Here is a 19,121-nt window from a genome sequence, read left to right as displayed (position 1 = left end):
TCCAGCTTAGTATCAATTGACACCAAATCTCACCGGGTCTAATCTTGCCGCCACTTTTCCGGAGCGCTGGACCCATGACCGACCCCGCCAACCCCCTGGGCCTTAACGGCTTTGAATTCGTCGAATTCACATCGCCCGATCCCGCGGCGATGGCGGCGCAGTTCGAGCAACTCGGCTTCGTTGCGAGCCATCGCCACCCGACCAAGAACATCACCCGCTACAAACAGGGCCGCATCAACCTGATGCTCAACCGCGACGATGCCGGGCGCGTCGCGCAATTCCGTGGCGAGCATGGCCCCTCGGCCAGCGCGATGGCGTTCCGCGTCGCGGATCCGGCCAAGGCGATGGAATGGGCGCTGGCGCATGGCGCCGAGCGGACCGAGGAGAACGACACCGTCATCCTCGGCATCGGCGGCTCGTATCTCTATTTCATCCAGGACGGCGAAGACCTGTATAGCGACTGGGCCGAGATCCCCGGCTGGGAGGCGGCGGAGGCTGCGAACAATGTCGGGCTCGACCTGCTCGACCACCTCACCCACAATGTCCGCCGCGGCCAGATGCGGGTGTGGTCCGACTTCTACAAGACGCTCTTCGGGTTCGAGGAGCAGAAGTATTTCGACATCAAGGGGCAGGCGACCGGCCTGTTCAGCCAGGCGATGATCGCCCCCGACAAGGCGATCCGCATCCCGCTGAACGAAAGCCAGGACGACAAGAGCCAGATCGAGGAATTCATCCGCGAATATCATGGCGAGGGGATTCAGCACCTTGCCCTGACCACGCCGGACATCTTCGACACGGTCGAGCGGCTGCGCGCCCGCGGCGTCAGGCTGCAGGACACGATCGAGACCTATTACGAGCTGGTCGACAAGCGTGTCCCCGGCCATGGCGAGGATCTTGAGCGCCTGCGCAAGAATCGCATCCTGATCGACGGCAATGTCGGCGACGAGGGCATTCTGCTCCAGATCTTCACCGAGAACATGTTCGGCCCGATCTTCTTCGAGATCATCCAGCGCAAGGGCAATGAAGGTTTCGGCAACGGCAATTTCCAGGCGCTGTTCGAGAGCATCGAACTCGATCAGATCCGCCGTGGGGTGATCAAGGTCGACGCCTGAAGAAACAGGAGAGGAGAGCCGGAGCAAATCCGGCCCCCAATTCCTTCCAAAGGGGGAAGGAACAGGATGCGGGAGCGGACCCAAGCACCGCTCCCGCATCCAACTTTTTGAGGGAAGGTCGGCGCCAGCTTCTCCGGCCCGCGAAGAAGGTTTAGGAAGCGGCATGACCGACTATTTCCCCGGCTTCGGCAACCATGTCTCGACCGAAGCCGTGCCCGGTGCGCTGCCCGTCGGGCGCAATTCGCCACAACGACCGGCCTATGGCCTCTATGCCGAGCAGTTGAGCGGCACCGCCTTCACGGCACCCCGGCACGAGAACCGGCGCTCGTGGCTCTACCGGATGCGGCCCAGCGCCGAGCATCCGCCCTATACCCGCTATCAGGGCGCCGGGCGCTTCGTCGCCGCCGCCCCGGGCGATCCGCTCCCGCCCAATCGTCTGCGCTGGGATCCCGTCGGCGCGCCCGCGCCGGGCACTGACCTGATCGATGGCATGACGACGATGCTCGTCAACCGCGACCCCGCCGATCTCGAGGGCGTCGCGGTGCATCTCTATGCCGCGAACGCCGACATGGACACCCGCGTCTTCGTCGATGCCGATGGCGAGCTGCTGTTCATTCCGCAGGCCGGGCGGCTGACCCTGCTCACCGAGCTTGGCCGGATCGACATCGCGCCGGGACAGATCGCGCTGGTGCCGCGCGGCGTCCGCTTTCGCGCACTGCTGCCCGATGGCGAGGCGCGGGGCTATGTCGCCGAGAACCACGGCGCCTTGTTCCGGCTGCCCGACCTTGGTCCGATCGGCGCCAACGGGCTTGCCAATCCGCGCGACTTCGAGACGCCCGCGGCGTGGTATGAGGATCGCGACGCGCCGTTCGAGATCGTCCAGAAATCGCTCGGGCATCTGTGGACGACGACGCTCGACCATAGCCCGCTCGATGTCGTCGCCTGGCATGGCAACCTTGCGCCGTGGCGCTACGATCTTGCCCGGTTCAACACGATGAACACGGTGAGCTTCGACCATCCGGATCCGTCGATCTTCACCGTGCTGACCTCGCCCAGCGACGTGCCGGGCCGGGCCAATGCCGATTTCGTGATCTTCCCGCCGCGCTGGATGGTGGCCGAAGACACGTTCCGCCCGCCCTGGTTTCACCGCAACATCATGTCGGAGGCGATGGGGCTGATCCATGGTGCCTATGACGCCAAGGCCGACGGCTTCGCGCCGGGCGGCCTGTCGCTCCACAACCTGATGGCCGGGCACGGCCCCGATGTCGCGAGCTGGGAAGGCGCGAGCAAGGCCGAGCTCAAGCCGCGCAAGATCGACGGGACGATGGCGTTCATGGTCGAGACCTGCTGGCCCTATCGACCGACGAGCCATGCCCTCGACACCGCTCAACCGGACTATGACGCGGCATGGACGGGCTTTCCCAAGGCGAAGCTGCCCTGACCGAACGGCTTACCACCACCCCGGCGGGCGTCCGGCTTGGCCCGGTCGAGATCATTGCGGACGGCGCGGCGCGCAACTTCGTGCTCGAGATGAAGGCCGGTCGCTTCCATGGCTTCGCGGTCCGGCGGGGCGATGCCGTCACGGGCTTTGTCGATCGCTGCCCGCATATGGGCCTTCCGCTCGCCCAGCAGCTCGATACCTACCTCACCGCCGACCGCAGCCTGATCCAGTGCAGCTGGCACGGCGCGCTGTTCCGGGTCGATGACGGCGGCTGCGTCGGCGGTCCCTGTACCGGCGCCTCCCTCACCCCATGGCCGCTCGAGGTGCGCGACGGCGCGATCTACACCGCCTAGGCGGCCGCTTTCGTCTTGGGTTCGGGGTTGGAAAACTCCATCCCCTCATCGATCCCGCCCCAGCGCAGCGCCACCAGATCGAGCGCATAATTCTGGTGCACCCGCCACGGCTTGCGATTTCCCTGCTTGGGGAACTTGTCCATGCCGCGCTGGACATAGCCCGAGGTGAAGTCGAGGAACGGCTCGGGCTCGACGTCGCCCGCGATGCGCGGGGTCGCCTGCCGCATGCCGCGCTTCTTCATCACGTTGAGCAGACGGGCGACATAGGCGGCGGTCAGGTCCGACTTCAGCGTCCAGCTGGCATTGGTATAGCCGAAGCTGGAGGCGAGATTCGGGATGTCCGAATACATCATCGCCTTATAGCCGAGCGACTTGGCAGGATCGGCAACGACCCCGTCGACGGTGAAGGGAATGCCGCTCATCAGCTGCATGTTGAGCCCGGTCGCGGTGACGATCACGTCCGCGGGGAGCAACTCGCCCGACTTGAGGCGAAGGCCGCCTTCCTCGAATGTCTCGATCTGGTCGGTGACGACCGATGCTGCACCGTCGCGGATCGATGCGAACAGATCGGCGTCGGGGACGAGGCAGATGCGCTGATCCCACGGATTGTAGCGCGGCGTGAAATGGGTCGCGACGTCATAGTCCTGGCCCAGTTCGTCGCGGACCATCTGGATCAGCCGCGCCTTGGTCTTCTCGGGCTTCTTGCGCGCGAGCCGGTAGAAGAACTGGCCGAGCGAGATATTCTTAAGCCGCGTCAGGCGATAGGCGAGCTTGCCGGGCAGTTTCGCGCGCAGCCAGTTGGCGATCCCATCCTCGGACGGGCGTGCGACGATATAGGTGGGCGAGCGCTGAAGCATCGTCACATGCGCGGCGGTCTTCGCCATTTCCGGCACCAGCGTCACCGCCGTCGCGCCCGACCCGATCACCACCACGCGCTTGCCGGCATAATCGAGGTCCTGCGGCCAATGCTGGGGATGGACGATCTCGCCCTTGAACCGCTCGCGCCCGGCGAATTCGGGGAGGTAACCCGCGGCGTAATTGTAATAGCCCGAGCACATGAAAAGGAAATTGCAGGTGAAGCTCGCCGGCTCCTTATCCGGCCCGCGCTCGACGCTGACCGTCCAGCGCGCATCCTGCGTCGACCAGCTCGCACCGGTCACGCGGTGCTGATGACGGATATGCTTGTCGATGCCGTAGTCGCGCGCCGCCTCGTCGAGATAGTTGAGAATCGACGGCCCGTCGGCGATCGCCTTGGCCTGGGTCCAGGGACGGAAGCTGTAACCGAGCGTGTACATGTCGCTGTCGGAGCGGATGCCCGGATAGCGGAACAGGTCCCACGTTCCACCGATGCGCTCGCGGCCTTCGAGGATCACATAGCTGCGGTCGGGGCAGTCGCGCTGGAGGAAATACCCCGCGCCGATCCCCGAGATCCCCGCGCCCACAACCACAACGTCGAAATGCTCGCTCATTCGCCTCTCCCAGGCAGATACTTACACTTGTGTAAGTTAAGTGCAATGCCGTTCGGGCCCACCGGCGAGCGCACCGCCCGAATTACTGAACGACATCGTTCAATTAATTTACAAACTTGTCTCGAAACGCATGTTTTCCGCGTCAGGTTGACACGTGTCATGCGCGGGAGGCTGGCCGGACATGGCGTGTGCAGGGGCATCGGTCCGGCATAGCGAAATCTCGCGATGTAGGAAAATACCACACGCCGTACCTATGCCAGCCCGTCACCCCGGCCTTGTGCCGGGGTCCACCAAGAGGCGGGCACTAGGCAAGAGGCTCAGGGGTCTCCGGTGGGGCACGGTGGACCCCGGCACAAGGCCGGGGTGACGAAGAAATGAGGCATCGGTCGAACGGCGATCGAATGCCGGCGCTAATAATCCTTCGAATATTTGAGACCCGCGCGCGATCCGCCGAACGACCCGACTTGTGACAACAGGCTGAGCGACCGGGTCAGGGCGATCTCCATCTGCACCGCGGTATAGCCGCGCGCATCGGTGATGATCTCGACATAGATATTGTCGGTCAGATACTGGCCCGCGGCCAGCGCCATGCCGCGCCCGGTGGTGTCGTCCTCACCCAAAATGCGCAGCCGGTCGATCCCCGTCGCCGAGCGCAGCTGGCCGAGCGGGTTGAGTCCGCCCGAAGCACGCAGCGAGTTGAGCGCGGCGGCGAGCTGGATCGCTTCGGTCGCCGACAAATTGGTGACCGAGCTGCCGAACAACAGGCGCGACAGCACCTCGTCCTGTGGCAGCGACGGCGTCGAGGTGAAGGCAATGCGCGGTTGCTGACCGGTGCCGGTGATGTTGATGATCGCCGTCACCCCCTCCGCCGTGGTGCTTGCCGAGATGTTGATACTGGGATCGGTCAGCGGACCGCCCTCGAAATTGACCAGACCGCGAGTCAGTTCGAAGCGCCGGCTGGCGAAGCTGTAAGTGCCGCGCACCACCTTCGCCTCGCCGGTGACGATCGGCGCCGCAGAGGTGCCGGTGACCTGCATCCGCGCGCTCCATTCGGATTCGAGGCCCATGCCGTTCACGAACAGGCGGTTGTCGGCGACCACCGCGACGTCGAGGCGGAAGATACCCGCCGGCTTGCGCCGCACCGGGCGCTTGCCTTCAGGGTCGAGCTCGCTCTTGCGATAGACGCCGGTCAGCTCGGGCACCTCAGCTGCGCCCTGCCGGACGATCTGGTAGCGCGCGTCGGGGATGATGATGCGGCCTTCAATCAACCCGCCATCGAGCCCGTTGGTGATGCGAAGCTGCCCGGTCGCGGTCGCGCCGAGCGCGTCGCTGCGCGCCAGCCGCGCGTTGCGGAAGCGCGCGGTGATGTCGATCGGGAAGCCCTCGGCCGAGGAGAGGCCGATCGTACCGGTGGCGATCACCCGGCCAGCGCCCGCCACCGCGTTCATCTCGGTAATGTCGAGCGAGTCGTTGTCGAACCGACCCTCGATCTTCATCTGGGTCAGCCGGGTGCCCCAGGTTTCATTCTCATAGGTGAGGTTGGCGGCGCGCAATTGCCCGGTGAGCTGCGGCGCGCGCAGCTGGCCCGAAAAGTCCGCCGCAACCGAGATCGGCCCCGAGACCGACTGGTTGGTGAAACCGGCAAGCGAGAAGAGCACCGCCGACGGCCCGTTGTAACGGATGCCGCCCGCCAGCGGCGCCGCCATCAGCCGCTCGTTCCAGCTCGCACCCGGGCCAAGCGGCTGGAGCGTCGCCACCATCCGCCCGATCGTCGTCTGGCCACGCTTGATCACCGCGCGCGCGTCCCCGCCCTCGGGCAGCAGTCGGCCGACGAATGCGATATCCACCGGGGCGGACACGCCGGCCAGACTCGAGCGGTTGAACCCGGCGATGTTGAGCCGGGCGATCGCATTGGGGAAGCTGCCATCGCTCGCCTGTTTGAAGTCGATCGATCCGGTGGCGCTGCCGCCGATGCCGAGGCCCGGCGAGAAGGCGTTGGCGACCGACAGATCGAGCTTGTCGATGCGCGCCTGCACCGCGAGGCCGTCGTCCCAATTGCCCGCGATGCGCGCGCTCCCGCGGTCGAAGTCGATCTGGGTCGGGGCAAGGCGGTAGCCGCTGTCGCTCACCGCAATTCGCGCCGCCTGCGGGGTCCGGAACGCGATATTATTCGCACGCCCGGACAAGGCGACACGCCACAGATCAGGCGCGAAGGCGGCATTGACGCCGACCCGGAAGGGAACGCCCGACGATCCTTCCGCCAGCGCCTGCGCCGTCCCGCTACCCCCGCGATAGTCGATCTTGCCGCGCGCCCGCGTCAACACGAACGCGCCGCGCCGCAGGTTCGCGACCTGCGCCTCGCCGGTAATCGCCGGCGCGTCGTCATAGAGGATGACGGTCGCATTGACGATGGCGCGACCGATCGTGAATTCGAGGTCGCCGGGAACCTTTGCATTGACCGCGGTCGCGCGCACCACCGCCTGCTGGTATTTACCCTGTGCGCTCAGGTCGACATTGCCGTTGATGCCCGATCCGGTGAACGCCAGCGCGCCTGCGAAAGGCCCGGCAGCGGTCTGGGTGAGCTTGCCGGTGATGTCGGTCCCGGCGAAGCGCGCGGTGCGCACATCGACCGTCATCGCCTGTCCCATACGCACCAGCACATCGGCAGTGAACGGGCCATAGCTCGTCCCCCCCTTGGCCGTGATGGCATAGGCATCGCCCTGCCCGCGGATTCGCGCTTCGAGATCGGCAAGGCCGACGCCCATTCCGGGTTTGGGCGCGCGAACGTCGATCACCGGCGCGTAGAGCGTCCCCGTCACGCGCGCGAACAACGGGCCATAGGCCTTTGACACGCCGTCGGCGGTGAGCCGCAGCGGCCCCGCCGGATCATAGCTCCCCGATCCGCGAACGACCGTGAGCTGAGGCGCAGCGAGCTTGAGGTTGGAGAAGGTGATGATCCCGCGCGGGTCCAGCCCGACATTGACGCTCATCACGGCATTGCCGCCGAGGAAATCGCGCACGCCGTTGTTGAACAATCGGGTGCTGCGCCCGACGATCCGCCCCTTGATCCCCCAGCCGCCGCCCGGCGCGGCATAGAGATCAGCGTCGGTGGTCAGGTTGACGATGCCGATGCTGTCGATCGTATAGTCATTAACGCGCCCCTTGAGCGCACCGGCGTAGCGGCCGGTGCTGATATTGGCGGCGATGATCGCGGTCGCGTCGATCTTGTCCGAGCGGATGCGGAGATTCTCGGACAGGATCTGGGGTCCGGTGATAGCGAGATCGCCCGCCAGCGTGACGTTGGTGAGCAGGCCGCCGGCCGCGGCGTTGAGGCCCGACACGCGCTTTGCCCGCGCCCGCACGGGAACGAGGATGCGGTCGGCGTTCACCGTCGCCTTCCCCTCGGCATACAGGCCTTCGACCACGGTCTCGCCAAAGCCCAATGCCGCCGCCTGCAGCTTATAGTCGACGGTCGGGGTCGCGAACGGGCCGTTGAGCGCCACCGCGCCGGTCACGGACCGGCCGTTGAGGTTCGGCGCGATCGCACCGGGGGTCAGCAGCGTGCCGGCGATCCGGAACTGATCGAACGCATTCTTGCCGAGGTCGATCGTCCCGGTCGTCGTCAGCGCCATCGCCTTGGAACGCAGCTGTAGCCGGGTATCGGCGCGGCGCTGGTCGAGCGTCGCGTCGAGTGCGACCTGGAGATTGGGGGCGGTCAGCCGCTCGACCGGCCCCTTTAGCACCAGCCCCGGCTGCGCCGTGCCGCGGACCTGGAATGTGCCCTTGCGCGCGGTGATGCCGAGATCGGCAAGCGGCGCGCCACCGAGTGTCCCGACTGCGCGTCCACGCCAATTGTCCCAGCCGCCGCGGCCGTCGAGCCGGACGGCGAGTGGCGCCTTCAACCCCGTCAGCCCGGCGACCAGCCCGTTCGCCGGCGCGTTGAGATCGGCACGCATGTCGAGCTTGTTGGCGTCGGGCACCGCGTCGAGCACCACCGATACGAGATCGCCGCCCTGCCGGCCCAGCGTGCGCCCGTTGGCAATCACCCGCGCGCGCCGGTCGGCGATCGCCGCCTCACCGCTCAGCGTCGCGACATAGCGCCTGCCCGCGACCGGTGGATCGAGCACCAGCCGGTCGATCCGGATGCGTCCGATATCGATGTCGAGATCGGGCAAATAGGGCGCGTTGGGATCGGTCGGTTTGAGTTCGGGCAGACGCGCGACCTGCACCAGCGGACTGGTCGCCGAACGGACGTCGATATGGTTGTTGAGATAAGCGAAGGGGCGCCAGTCGACCGCGATCGAGGGCGAGGTGGCGAACACGCCCTTTGGATCGCTGACGCGCACGTCGCGCAGCACCATCGCGCCGTAGATCGATCCTTCGATCCGTCCGACCTTGATGTTGATCCCGCTCTCGGTGCTGTAGTTGCCGATCTGGTCGGCGACGAAGCGCTTGCCGGGACTGGTGTTGAGTCCGAAGATCGCGAGCGCCACCAGCAGCGCGAGCCCGAGCAGCAGGATCGCCAGCCATTTGGCGACCCGCAGCCACAACGGCGTCCTGGCGACGACCGTTTCCGTTTCAGGCAAAGTCGCCTCTTCCGCCATCAGAAGGCCTGCCCGATCGAGATGTAGAGCGCGACCTTGGACTCGCCCGGCTTGCGGTTGATCGGGGTCGCGACATCGAGGCGCAGCGGACCGAAATTGGTGTACATGCGCGCACCGATGCCGAAGCCGAAGCGCAGGTCGGTCAGCTTGGGCAAGCCGCCCTCATAGACCTGTCCCGCGTCGATGAAGGGCACGATCCCGAAATCGCCGAAGCGGTAGCGCGCCTCGATCGCGAACTCGTTGAAGCTGCGGCCGCCGATCGGCTTGCCGTCGGGCGCGCGCGGGCCGAGCTCCTGATAGCCGAAGCCGCGGACCGATCCGCCGCCGCCGGCATAGAAGCGCCGGGACGGGGCGAGGTCGTTGCGATCGATACCCTGGATCGTGCCGAAGCGCGCGCGGCCGGCCAGCACGATGCTGTTCATGACCGGCTGGTAGATCGCCCCCTCCACCGTCGCGCGCGCATAAGGGCGCACCGCGCCGCGCACCGAGGTTTCGGGGCTGAGGTTGGCCTTCACGCGATAGCCGCGCGTCGGATTGAGCAGATTGTCGGACTGATCCCAGCCGGCGAACAGCGGCAGTGCGGCGATGAAATAGGCGCCGCGGCGACGCTCGCCGCGGTCGAAATCATAGCGATCCTCGCTCGTGCCGATCAGTTCGACGCCATAGCTATAGGTCAGCGGCTTCTGCCAGATCGGCGTCGAATCATAGGAAACCCGCGCACCCAGCGTGCCGGTCAGGCTGGTGAACGCCTCGACATCCTTGCGCAGCGCGGACGCGAAGAACTGAAAGGTGCGGTCGCGCCGCCCGGCGTTGGAGCGGCGGAAGGTCGCGGAAGCGCCCTGCTCCTGCGTGCCTGCGACCCCGCTCAGAACCAGCGCGCCTTCGGGCGGGAACAGGTTGCGATGCGTCCAGCTGACCTCGGCGCGCAACCCCTGCCCCGTCGAAAAACCGAGCTCGCCCGCGAGCGTACGCGGCGGCCCCGCGGTCTGCTTCACCAGCAGATCGACATATTCGGTGCCGTCCGCGCCCTTCTCCCCGGTCTTCACCGGTTCGACCGACACGGTCGAGAACAGGCTGGTCGCGACCAGCGCGTCGCGCAGATCATCGACCTTGCGGCTGTCGTACAGCTGATCGCGGTCGAAGCGCGTCAGCACGTTGATGTGCTTGACGTCGATCGCCTGCGTCCCTTCGGTGGTGATGGTCCGGAAGCGCGCGCGCGGGCCGATCGTCACGGGCAGCAGATAGTCGCCGGTATGCGTTTCCTCGTCGAGCAGGATGTCGCGTTCGCCGACCTCGGCAAAGGGATAGCCGTTCTGCGGCAGCGCCAGGCTCACCGCCGCTTCGGCCGCCTGCACGCGCACCGCGTCGATCCGCTCGCCAGTCTCGAGCTTGAAATGGTCGGCGATCAGGCTGGGCGGCACCGTCGGATCGGCGTCGATCTTGATGGCGCCGAGCGTGTAGAGCGGCCCCGGCACCGCAGTGATCGTCGCCGTCACCGGGCGGGTGCCGCCCGTGGTCTGATCGACCGTCGCCACCGCGGTCGCATCATAATAGCCCAGCGTCTTCATCAGCCGCACCGCCAGCGCCTCATCCTCGCGCGCCCGCGCGCTGATGATCGCGGCGTTGGCGGCCACACCGTCGCCGTCCTTCAATGCCGAAAGCTCTTCAAACCGGTCGTCGAGGCTCAGTTCGTCCAGCCCGATGATGCGCGTCGCATAGCGGATTTCGACCCCGGCCTCGTCATTGGCCGGCATCGCTTCGGCGATCGGCGTACTGTCGAATTCGCTGAGCGGCGGTAACGGGGTCGCCAGTTCAGTCTCGTTCTGCTCCTGCCCCAACGGCGTATCGACATCGAGCGGATCGATCACGTCCGGCATGGCGTCGAGCGGGGCGACCCGGGGCGCCGCCGGATCGGCGGGCTTCATCGGTTCGAGCGGAGCATTCATGTCGTCGCTGAGCGGCGGAAGCGACTTGTCGAATTCCTCGTCGGACACGATCGGTTTGGTATCGGGCGCAGGCGCGGACTGCTGGACGGAGCGGCGCACTTCGGGCGGCTTCGGATTGTCTTCCGGCGCGCTCTGCCCGGGCTGGCCGGCGCTGCTGCTGATCTGGGCGCTGCCCACCACAGGCGCCAGCGCGCTGCTCGCCAAAAGCAGGATACCCAGTCCGACGCCCGAAATTGCCCTGTCCTCCCAAAGGGATCGCACACCAAACGCACCCGGCGCACGCCCACTCGCTAACCCAACGAGCGAGCGGGGGGAAGGTTCAAGCCGACTTAACCGGCATTTTGGGTCGCCGCGCGAACGGAGCGCGCCCTCTGATCAGCCCCCCGCCTTCACCTCGGCGCGGAAGCTGTGCAGCAGCGGTTCGGTATAGCCGCTGGGCTGGCTTACCCCTTCGAACACCAGCGCGCGTGCCGCCTGGAAGGCCAGGCTGGTCGCTTCATTCCCCGCCATCGGACGGTAGAGCGGGTCGCCCGCATTCTGCGCATCGACCTTGGCCGCCATCCGCGCGAAGGCGGCGTCGACATCGCCCACGCTCGCCACGCCGTGAAGCAGCCAGTTGGCCATATGCTGCGAGCTGATGCGCAGGGTCGCGCGATCTTCCATCAGCCCGACATCGTGAATGTCCGGCACCTTCGAGCAGCCCACGCCCTGATCGATCCAGCGCACGACATAGCCGAGGATGCCCTGAGCATTGTTGTCGAGTTCCTGCGCGACCTCATCCGCGGTCCAGTTGCGGCCCTGCGCGACCGGGATCGCCAAGAGCGGCTTGAGGCCCGGTATGTCCTCGCCCACGATCTCGCGCTGGCGGGCGAACACATCGACCTTGTGGTAATGCATCGCGTGCAGCGTCGCGGCGGTCGGCGAAGGCACCCAGGCGGTATTGGCGCCGCTCAGCGGGTGGCCGATCTTAACCTCGAGCATCTCGGCCATGCGGTCGGGCGCGGCCCACATGCCCTTGCCGATCTGCGCCTTGCCCGACAGGCCGTGGCGAAGCCCGATACGGACATTGCGATCTTCATAGGCCTTGATCCAGCTCGACGCCTTCATCTCCGCCTTGGGAATCATCGGCCCGGCGCGCATGCTGGTGTGGATCTCGTCGCCGGTGCGGTCGAGGAAGCCGGTGTTGATGAACGCGATCCGGTCCTTCACCGCGTGGATGCACGCGGCGAGGTTGGCGCTGGTGCGGCGCTCTTCGTCCATCACGCCGACCTTGATCGTGTAGCGGGCAAGGCCGAGCAGATCCTCAACCGCGTCGAACAGCGCGTTGGTGAAGGCAGCCTCGTCCGGCCCGTGCATCTTGGGCTTCACAATGTAGACGCTACCGGTGCGGCTGTTGCTGTATGCCCCGAGACCCTTGAGGTCGTGAAGCGCAATCGCGCTGGTGACGATCGCATCGAGGATACCCTCGGGCGCCTCGGCACCGTCGAGCAGCACCGCGGGCGTGGTCATCAGGTGGCCGACATTGCGCACGAACAGCAGCGAGCGGCCGGGCAGCGTCAGGTCGCTCGCGAAGGGGCGCTGATAGACGCGGTCTTCGGCCAGCCGCCGGGTCAGCGCCTTGCCGCCCTTGTCGAACGTCTCGGTCAGGTCGCCGCGCATCAGGCCGAGCCAGTTGGTGTAGGCCGCGACCTTGTCGTCGGCATCGACCGCCGCAATCGAATCTTCGAGATCGACGATCGTGGTGAGCGCGGATTCGAGGAGCACATCGGCGATCCCGGCGGGATCGGTGCGGCCGATCGCGGACTCACGGTCGATCACCACTTCAAGATGCAGGCCATTGTGCCTGAACAACAGCGAGTCACCGCGCGTGCCGGCAAGCTGGCCCGGATCAGCGAGCGGCAGATCCCCGCCCGTGAAGTCCACCCAGCTCATGCCGGTCAGCGGCACCGCTTCGTCGAGGAACGCCCTGGCCGCCGCGATCACCTGCGCGCCGCGTTCGGCGTCATAGCCGCCCGGCTGCGCCGTACCGGGGAGCGCATCGGTGCCGTAGAACGCATCGTAGAGGCTGCCCCAGCGCGCATTGGCCGCGTTGAGCACGAAGCGGGCGTTGAGCGCGGGCACGACCAGCTGCGGCCCGGCCATCGTCGCGATCTCCGCATCGACATTGGCGGTGCCGACGGTGAAGTCGCCCGGCTCGTCGACCAGATAGCCGATCGACCGCAGGAAGTTCTCCTGCGCGGCGGGATCCACAGCACGCACCGGATCCTGCGCGCACCACGCGTCGATCTGCGCCTGAAGCAAATCGCGCGTGTCGAGCAGCGCGCGGTTTTCGGGTGCGAACCGCGCGAAGATCGCCGCAGTGCCGTCCCAGAACGTATCCGCCGCAATACCGGGCTCGGGCAGCACGCGCTCCTCGATGAAGCGGGCGAGCGGCTCCGCCACCGAAAGCCCGGCGCGCGTCACGTAAGCGGTCATGCGAAACTCCTCCTGGGTAATCTGGTTCAGCCCTGGGGAGGGAATGCCCGATTAGACGAGGGATCGGGTCGCGATCAACCCCCGGTGCCGATCGCCGCCGCCACACCCTCGATCCGCTCGAGCATACTGCGCAACTGCGTCTGTTCGGCGTCGGACAGGCTTTCGAAGATGCGGCGCTCCAGTTCGAGCGCCTTGGGCGCGACCTGACGATAGAGCGCCCAGCCGTCGATGCTGAGCTCGAGCAGATGCGAACGCTGGTCGTCGGGATTGGGCGTACGGGTGACGAGACCGCGCTCATAGAGCGAGATCGCCGCGCGGCTGACCGTCACCTTGTCCATCTGGGTATGGCCGCACAGCGACTGCTGGCTCATCGCCCCGAATTCGGCGAGCACGGTCACGAGCCGCCATTCGGGAATACGCAGGCCAAACAGCGCCTGATAGGCCCCGGCAATCGTACCCGACACGCGGTTGGACGCCACCGAAAGGCGATAGGGCAGAAACGCATCGAGCTTGAGTGTTGCCGTCATAGGACAGTGATTGCCCTGATCCTGCGACGGGCGCAATGAGAGCATTGCTTCATTGCGCCCAAAGCGGGACTACAGACAGATAATATCAAGCGGTTTGATCGACTTTAACCGGCTCCAGCCGCGGCGAGAGCAGGTGCACCACCAGCAGCGCGACGAAGTACGCACTGCCCGCAACCCAGAAGAGCGGCCAGTAGACACCGAGCCGGTCGAGGATTTCGCCCGCATAGAAAGCCATCAGGATGCCGCCGACCGCGCCGACCGTGCCGCCGATGCCGACCACCGACCCGACCGCACCGCGCGGGAACAGATCGGAGGGAAGCGCATAGAGGTTCGCCGAGAACGCCTGATGCCCGGCGGTCGCAACACCGATCACCAGCACCGCCAGCCATACGCTGGTGATCGATTCGGCGAACACCACCGGCAGGACGAGGCAGGCGCAAACGAACATCGTCACTTTGCGCGCATAATTGGCCGACTTGCCCGCCTTCATCAGCTTCGACGACATCCAGCCGCCGAACACGCTGCCGACGTCGGAGATCAGGTAGATCGCCGCGAGCGGGATGCCGAAGGTCAGCAGGTTGAGGTCATATTGCTTGAACAGATAGCCGGGCAGCCAGAACAGGAAGAACCACCAGATCGGGTCGATGAAGAACTTGCCGAGCGAATAGGCCCAGGTCTCACGGCGGGTCAGCACCGTGCCATAACCGATCGGCGTGACGGGGTCGGCCGGATCCTGCTCGATCCAGGCGAGCTCGCCTTCGCTGACCTTGGGGTGCTGACGCGGCGAGCGGTACATCGCCCACCAGGCGATCAGCCACACGAAGCTGATCACGCCGGTGACGACGAACGCCATGCGCCAGCCCCAGGCGATGACCATCAGCGGCACCACCAGCGGGGTGATCACCGCGCCGATATTGGCGCCGGCGTTGAACACGCCGATCGCGAAGGCGCGCTCCTTGGCCGGGAACCATTCGGTCACCGCCTTGATGCCAGCGGGGAAGTTGCCGGATTCGCCGATGCCGAGGCCGAAGCGCGCCATCGCGAACTGAGTCATCGAATAGGCGCCGCCATGCGCGATATGCGCGAGCTGCCAGATGACGAAGGCAACCGCATAGCCGACGCGCGCGCCGACCATGTCCACGAACTTGCCGAAGCCGATATAGCCAATCGCATAGGCGATCTGGAACCAGATGATCACGCTCGCGAAATCGCGTTCGGACCAGTGGAGGTCCTGCATCAGCGTGGGTTTGAGCACGCCGATCATCTGGCGGTCGATATAGTTGATGACCGTCGCCGCGAACAGCAGCGCGACGATCATCCAGCGGTAGCGCCCCGCATTGGCGGCGGCACCCGTTCGGATACCCTCGGCCTGGCTCGCGTCCATTCAGTCTTCTCCTTTGACCGCCCCGATGACCGGGGTCGGGTTATCGAGGCCTGGCCGCTTCGATCGAGCAGCTCACCTGCATGTCCTTGAAGGTCGCCGTGACCGTGGCGCCGACCGGCACCTCATGTACACCGGTTACCGCGCCCGACGAAATCCACTGCCCCGCCGTGAGCGCGACGCCACGCGCGGCCATGCTCTCGAACAGGAAGCGCGCCGCGCCGACTGGTCCGTCGAGCATGGTGCGCGCCGTTGCGGCGCCGGCCTGAATGCCGTCGATCGACAGAGTGACCGGCCAGTCGATGAAATCAAGGCTGCGCCAGTCGGCGATCGCGTCACCCACCACCAGCCCGTAATTGTTGCCGAAGTCCGAGATCGTCACCAGCGGGCCGTGGGTGTTGATCCCGGGGAAGGGCGAGCTCGCCACCTCGATCCCGACATGCACCGCGTCGATCAGATCGGCGGCTTCGGCCATCGTGTAGCTGGTCTTGGCCGGATCGGGCGCACGGGCGATGCGCAGCAGGAACTCGGCCTCCCCCGCGGCAAAGCCTTCGGCGAAGATCGGCATTGCGGGGCTTTCCGCAGTGCCGTCGCGCACGCTGTCGGCGAAGATCGGGCCGGCGAGGCGGTTGGTGCCGAGCTGCCCGTCGAGCGGCGGATTGATCCGGCCGACCTTCCAGCCCGCGACCTGACCGCCGGTCAGCGCGCGGGCGCGATCCTGGATCGCATAGGCATCGTCCAGCGAGGCGGGCGGGGTCCCCGGATAATCGGGCAATCCGGTGGCCGTGCGGCGCGCCGTAACAAAGGCTTGCGCGATCGCGTCCAAACTACTCATCCACCCCTCACTCTGTTCTCGATCGAACGGGGTAATGGAAACCGGTGTCATTGACAAGGGCCGCGATCAGCGAGCGAGCAATGTCTCCACGCGCTCTTCGGCCAACGCCCGGAGAGAGTCGGTGACTGCGCCGCGGAATCCGGCGTTCTCCGCGATCTCGGGCCGGAAGACCGACTCGAACGCCAGCAGCCGCTCGACGAGCTGATCGGGCGACGCCCCCGCCGTGGCATCGGCGAGCGGCGCAGCGAGCGGATCGGTGATCTTGTCGCCCGTAGCCACACGACGCGCGATGAAGTGCATCCATGCCGCCACCGGCACCGCTAGCCGGTCGACCGGACGTCCAGCCCGGATTGCCGCAACCGTGGTATCCAGCAGGCGATAGGGCAGCTTTTGCGAGCCATCCCAGGCGATCTGTGACAGCAAGTGCCGGATCGCGGGGTTGCGGAAGCGGGTGAGCACGGCCTGGGTGTAGGCGGCGTGATCGAGGCCTGCGACCGGATCGAGCACCGGGACGATGTCCTGCAGCGCCAGCCGCTCGGCGAATGCGGCAAGGCTTGCCTGCGCCATCGCGTCGGCGACCGTCTCAAGCCCCATGGCGAGACCGAGATAGGCGAGGCTGGAGTGAAGACCGTTGAGGATGCGCAGCTTGGCGCGCTCATAGCCGCCGACATCGCCGGTCAGCGTCGCGCCCGCGCCGGCAAGATCCGGACCATCTGCCAGATTGTACGGCCCGATCACCCATTGGGTGAAGGCTTCGCGCTGCACCGCCGCGCGATCCGCGACGCCGAGTTCCGCCGCAACCTTGGCGTAGAGCGCATCGTCGCTCGCCGGGGTGATCGAATCGACCATCGTGTCAGGGAAGGCCGCGGTGTCGGCGATCCACTTCGTCAGATCCGCATCGCGCGCCGCCGCCAGCGCGATCGTCGCCGCGCGCAGCTTGCCGCCATTACCCGAGAGGTTGTCGCAGCACAGCACCATGAACGGATCGGCACCCGCCGCGCGCCGCGCCGCCAGCCCCTGCACCAACCAGCCGACGAAGCTGCGCGGTTCACCGCCCGCAAGATCGGCAACGATGTCGGGATGGCCCATGTCGAGCGTGCCATCGCCGGCGAGGCAATAGCCCTTCTCGGTTACGGTCGAGGTGACGATGCGCACCTGCGGCTTGGCCAGCAATACCGCAACCTGCGCGCCGCCGCCGGGACCGATCCATTCGCGATGCCCGCCGATCACGCGCATCGAGGGTTCGCGGTCGAGCACCGCGAGCGTGTAGAGGCCGCTCTGCGCCGCCAGCGCTTCGACGGTGCCGGGCGAGCGCAGCGAAACCGCGGCGATGCCCCAGCGCGGGTCGCTCGCCAGCACGCTGTCGAAATAGCTCGCCTGATGCGCGCGGTGGAACGCGCCCGGCCCGAAATGGATCACGCCGGTCGACACCTTTGCGGGATCATAGGCGGGCTTCGCGATCGCCGACGGCAGACCCGCCAGCGTTTCCAATGACAGTCGATTCACAGCGTTACGCCTCGCTTCCAGATGGCAATTTCACGCTCGCCATTGCGTTCGGCAGCGGCTTCCTCGCCCGATGCGATCGCGGCGATGCGCGCGAGCAGCGCGTCGGCGGCGACATCCATGCCCTCGCTCAGCACCTGTCCCGCATCGAAGTCGATCCAGCCCGGCTTGCGCGCGGCGAGGTCGGAGTTGGAGGCGATCTTGAGCGTCGGCGCGGGAAAGCCGAGTGGTGTGCCGCGACCGGTGGTGAACAGGATCACCGTCGCCCCCGCGGCCGATAATGCGGTCGAGGAAACGGCGTCGTTGCCGGGCGCTTCGAGCAGGGTCAGCCCGGTGCGCTTCACGCGATCGCCATAATCGATCACGTCGGTGACGATCGCCTGCCCGCCCTTTTGCACCGCGCCCAGGCTCTTCTCCTCCAGCGTGGTGATGCCGCCGGCGACGTTGCCGGGCGACGGGTTCTCCGACACCGGCTCGCCATGGTCGATGAAATAGCGTTTGAAGCGGTTCACCAGCCCGCCGATCGCGTCGAAGGTCGCGGCGTCCGCAGCGCGCGCCATCAGCAACTGCTCGGCGCCGAAGATCTCGGGGATTTCGGTCAGGATCGCCGCGCCGCCGGAATCGGTGACGCGATCGGCCATGATCCCGACCAGCGGATTGGCGGTAAGGCCGGAGAGCCCGTCCGATCCGCCGCACTTGACCCCCAGCACCAGCCGGTCGAGCCCCATCTCTTCGCGCTGCGCGGTCGCGGCGACCTGCGCCAGTTCGAGCACCTTCTCGACACCCTCGGCGATCTCGTCGGGTGAAGATTGCGCGCCGACGGTGCGGACACGCGACCGCGTCTCTTCGGGCAGGGTTTCGAGCAAGGCCGAAAGCTGGTTGGATTCGCAGCCAAGCCCGACGAGCAGCACGCCGCCCGCATTGGGATGCTGCGCCAGTGCCGAGAGGATATTGCGCGTGCCGTCGAGATCGTCGCTCAACTGCGAGCAGCCGAATGGGTGAGCGAAGGCGTGCACGCCGTCGACGCCCTCGGGCAGCAGCGCCCCCGCCTTCGCCGCGATCTTCTGCGCGGTGCGGCCGACGCAGCCGACGGTAGGCAGCACCCAGATCTCGTTGCGCGTCCCCGCCCGGCCATCGGCGCGCGGATAGCCGCGCCACTTGATGGTCGAGGCCGCCGCGCGCGCGCGCTCCACCCCGGCCCCGCCGCCATAGGCAGCCTCCCCCGCCAGCGCGGTCGCGACATTATGGACATGGACATGGTCGCCCGGCGCGATCGGCGCGGTCGCCTGCCCGATCGGGAAGCCGAACTTGAGCACGGGATCGCCCGGCGCATGCGCCACCAGCGCGAATTTGTGCGCGCGCGGGACCGCGTCGCTGAGCGTCACGCCCAGCACGACCTCACCCGCCACCAGATTGCGCAGCGCGGTGGCGACGGTATCGGCACCATGGATTCGAAGGGCGGCAGGATTCATCAT

12 protein-coding genes are annotated in these 19,121 nt (G+C 66.7%); 3 read left to right on the top strand and 9 right to left on the bottom strand.

The window, feature by feature from the left end; genetic code table 11:
- Nucleotides 1-74 precede the first annotated feature (74 nt).
- The 3 genes from hppD to AC07NK_RS05450 all read left to right on the top strand — a co-directional run bounded on the left by hppD (nt 75) and on the right by AC07NK_RS05450 (nt 2,906).
- Entirely contained in the window at nt 75-1,112 is a 1,038-nt protein-coding gene (hppD, locus tag AC07NK_RS05460; RefSeq protein WP_495169540.1) for a 4-hydroxyphenylpyruvate dioxygenase, read from the top strand.
- Nucleotides 1,113-1,275: 163 nt separating this feature from the next.
- Nucleotides 1,276-2,553 (top strand): homogentisate 1,2-dioxygenase, encoded by a 1,278-nt coding sequence (hmgA, locus tag AC07NK_RS05455; RefSeq protein ID WP_495169539.1) that lies wholly within the window; start codon nt 1,276-1,278, stop codon nt 2,551-2,553.
- Nucleotides 2,520-2,906, top strand: a complete 387-nt coding sequence (locus AC07NK_RS05450) for a Rieske (2Fe-2S) protein (protein ID WP_495169538.1) — start codon at nt 2,520-2,522, stop codon at nt 2,904-2,906. Before hmgA ends, AC07NK_RS05450 begins: the two co-directional genes overlap by 34 nt.
- Here the strand turns inward: AC07NK_RS05450 and AC07NK_RS05445 are convergent.
- The 9 genes from AC07NK_RS05445 to AC07NK_RS05405 all read right to left on the bottom strand — a co-directional run bounded on the left by AC07NK_RS05445 (nt 2,903) and on the right by AC07NK_RS05405 (nt 19,118).
- Complete coding sequence (locus AC07NK_RS05445; RefSeq protein WP_495169537.1) at nt 2,903-4,375, bottom strand: flavin-containing monooxygenase; 1,473 nt, start codon at nt 4,373-4,375, stop codon at nt 2,903-2,905. The genes AC07NK_RS05450 and AC07NK_RS05445 overlap by 4 nt on opposite strands.
- A gap of 410 nt (nt 4,376-4,785) precedes the next feature.
- A complete protein-coding gene (locus AC07NK_RS05440; protein WP_495169536.1) occupies nt 4,786-8,979 on the bottom strand; it encodes a translocation/assembly module TamB domain-containing protein in 4,194 nt (1,397 codons plus the stop codon).
- The gene (locus AC07NK_RS05435) at nt 8,979-11,186 is read right to left on the bottom strand and encodes an autotransporter assembly complex protein TamA (RefSeq protein ID WP_495169535.1); all 2,208 of its coding nucleotides are present in this window, start codon (nt 11,184-11,186) and stop codon (nt 8,979-8,981) included. The genes AC07NK_RS05440 and AC07NK_RS05435 overlap by 1 nt, the downstream gene beginning before the upstream one ends.
- 114 nt (nt 11,187-11,300) lie before the next feature.
- Nucleotides 11,301-13,400: a malate synthase G gene (locus AC07NK_RS05430; protein ID WP_495169534.1), complete on the bottom strand. Its 2,100-nt coding sequence runs from the start codon at nt 13,398-13,400 to the stop codon at nt 11,301-11,303.
- Nucleotides 13,401-13,474: 74 nt separating this feature from the next.
- Nucleotides 13,475-13,927, bottom strand: coding sequence for a MarR family winged helix-turn-helix transcriptional regulator (locus AC07NK_RS05425; RefSeq protein ID WP_495169533.1), 453 nt, complete (start codon nt 13,925-13,927; stop codon nt 13,475-13,477).
- A gap of 85 nt (nt 13,928-14,012) precedes the next feature.
- Nucleotides 14,013-15,311: an MFS transporter gene (locus tag AC07NK_RS05420; protein ID WP_495169532.1), complete on the bottom strand. Its 1,299-nt coding sequence runs from the start codon at nt 15,309-15,311 to the stop codon at nt 14,013-14,015.
- A 40-nt stretch (nt 15,312-15,351) separates the two neighbouring features.
- Nucleotides 15,352-16,143 carry a 2-keto-4-pentenoate hydratase gene (locus AC07NK_RS05415; RefSeq protein ID WP_495169531.1) on the bottom strand — a complete coding sequence of 264 codons (792 nt, stop codon included), beginning with the start codon at nt 16,141-16,143 and terminating at the stop codon, nt 15,352-15,354.
- 66 nt (nt 16,144-16,209) lie between these two features.
- The gene (locus AC07NK_RS05410) at nt 16,210-17,649 is read right to left on the bottom strand and encodes a mannitol dehydrogenase family protein (RefSeq protein WP_495169530.1); all 1,440 of its coding nucleotides are present in this window, start codon (nt 17,647-17,649) and stop codon (nt 16,210-16,212) included.
- Complete coding sequence (locus tag AC07NK_RS05405) at nt 17,646-19,118, bottom strand: UxaA family hydrolase (RefSeq protein ID WP_495169639.1); 1,473 nt, start codon at nt 19,116-19,118, stop codon at nt 17,646-17,648. Before AC07NK_RS05405 ends, AC07NK_RS05410 begins: the two co-directional genes overlap by 4 nt.
- Nucleotides 19,119-19,121: the final 3 nt, after the last annotated feature.

The organism is Sphingomonas sp. GW821-FHT09B04, from assembly GCF_059418285.1.
Note: the sequence above shows the minus strand (reverse complement) of the source record. Positions and strands in the feature narration are given on the sequence as shown.

Excerpts from the sequence above, each read along its gene's own strand:
- hppD (WP_495169540.1), top strand. The coding sequence starts at position 75 with ATGACCGACCCCGCCAACCCCCTGGGCCTTAACGGCTTTGAATTCGTC.
- hmgA (WP_495169539.1), top strand. The coding sequence starts at position 1,276 with ATGACCGACTATTTCCCCGGCTTCGGCAACCATGTCTCGACCGAAGCC.
- AC07NK_RS05450 (WP_495169538.1), top strand. The coding sequence starts at position 2,520 with ATGGACGGGCTTTCCCAAGGCGAAGCTGCCCTGACCGAACGGCTTACC.
- AC07NK_RS05445 (WP_495169537.1), bottom strand. The coding sequence starts at position 4,375 with ATGAGCGAGCATTTCGACGTTGTGGTTGTGGGCGCGGGGATCTCGGGG.
- AC07NK_RS05440 (WP_495169536.1), bottom strand. The coding sequence starts at position 8,979 with ATGGCGGAAGAGGCGACTTTGCCTGAAACGGAAACGGTCGTCGCCAGG.
- AC07NK_RS05430 (WP_495169534.1), bottom strand. The coding sequence starts at position 13,400 with ATGACCGCTTACGTGACGCGCGCCGGGCTTTCGGTGGCGGAGCCGCTC.
- AC07NK_RS05425 (WP_495169533.1), bottom strand. The coding sequence starts at position 13,927 with ATGACGGCAACACTCAAGCTCGATGCGTTTCTGCCCTATCGCCTTTCG.
- AC07NK_RS05420 (WP_495169532.1), bottom strand. The coding sequence starts at position 15,311 with ATGGACGCGAGCCAGGCCGAGGGTATCCGAACGGGTGCCGCCGCCAAT.
- AC07NK_RS05415 (WP_495169531.1), bottom strand. The coding sequence starts at position 16,143 with ATGAGTAGTTTGGACGCGATCGCGCAAGCCTTTGTTACGGCGCGCCGC.
- AC07NK_RS05405 (WP_495169639.1), bottom strand. The coding sequence starts at position 19,118 with ATGAATCCTGCCGCCCTTCGAATCCATGGTGCCGATACCGTCGCCACC.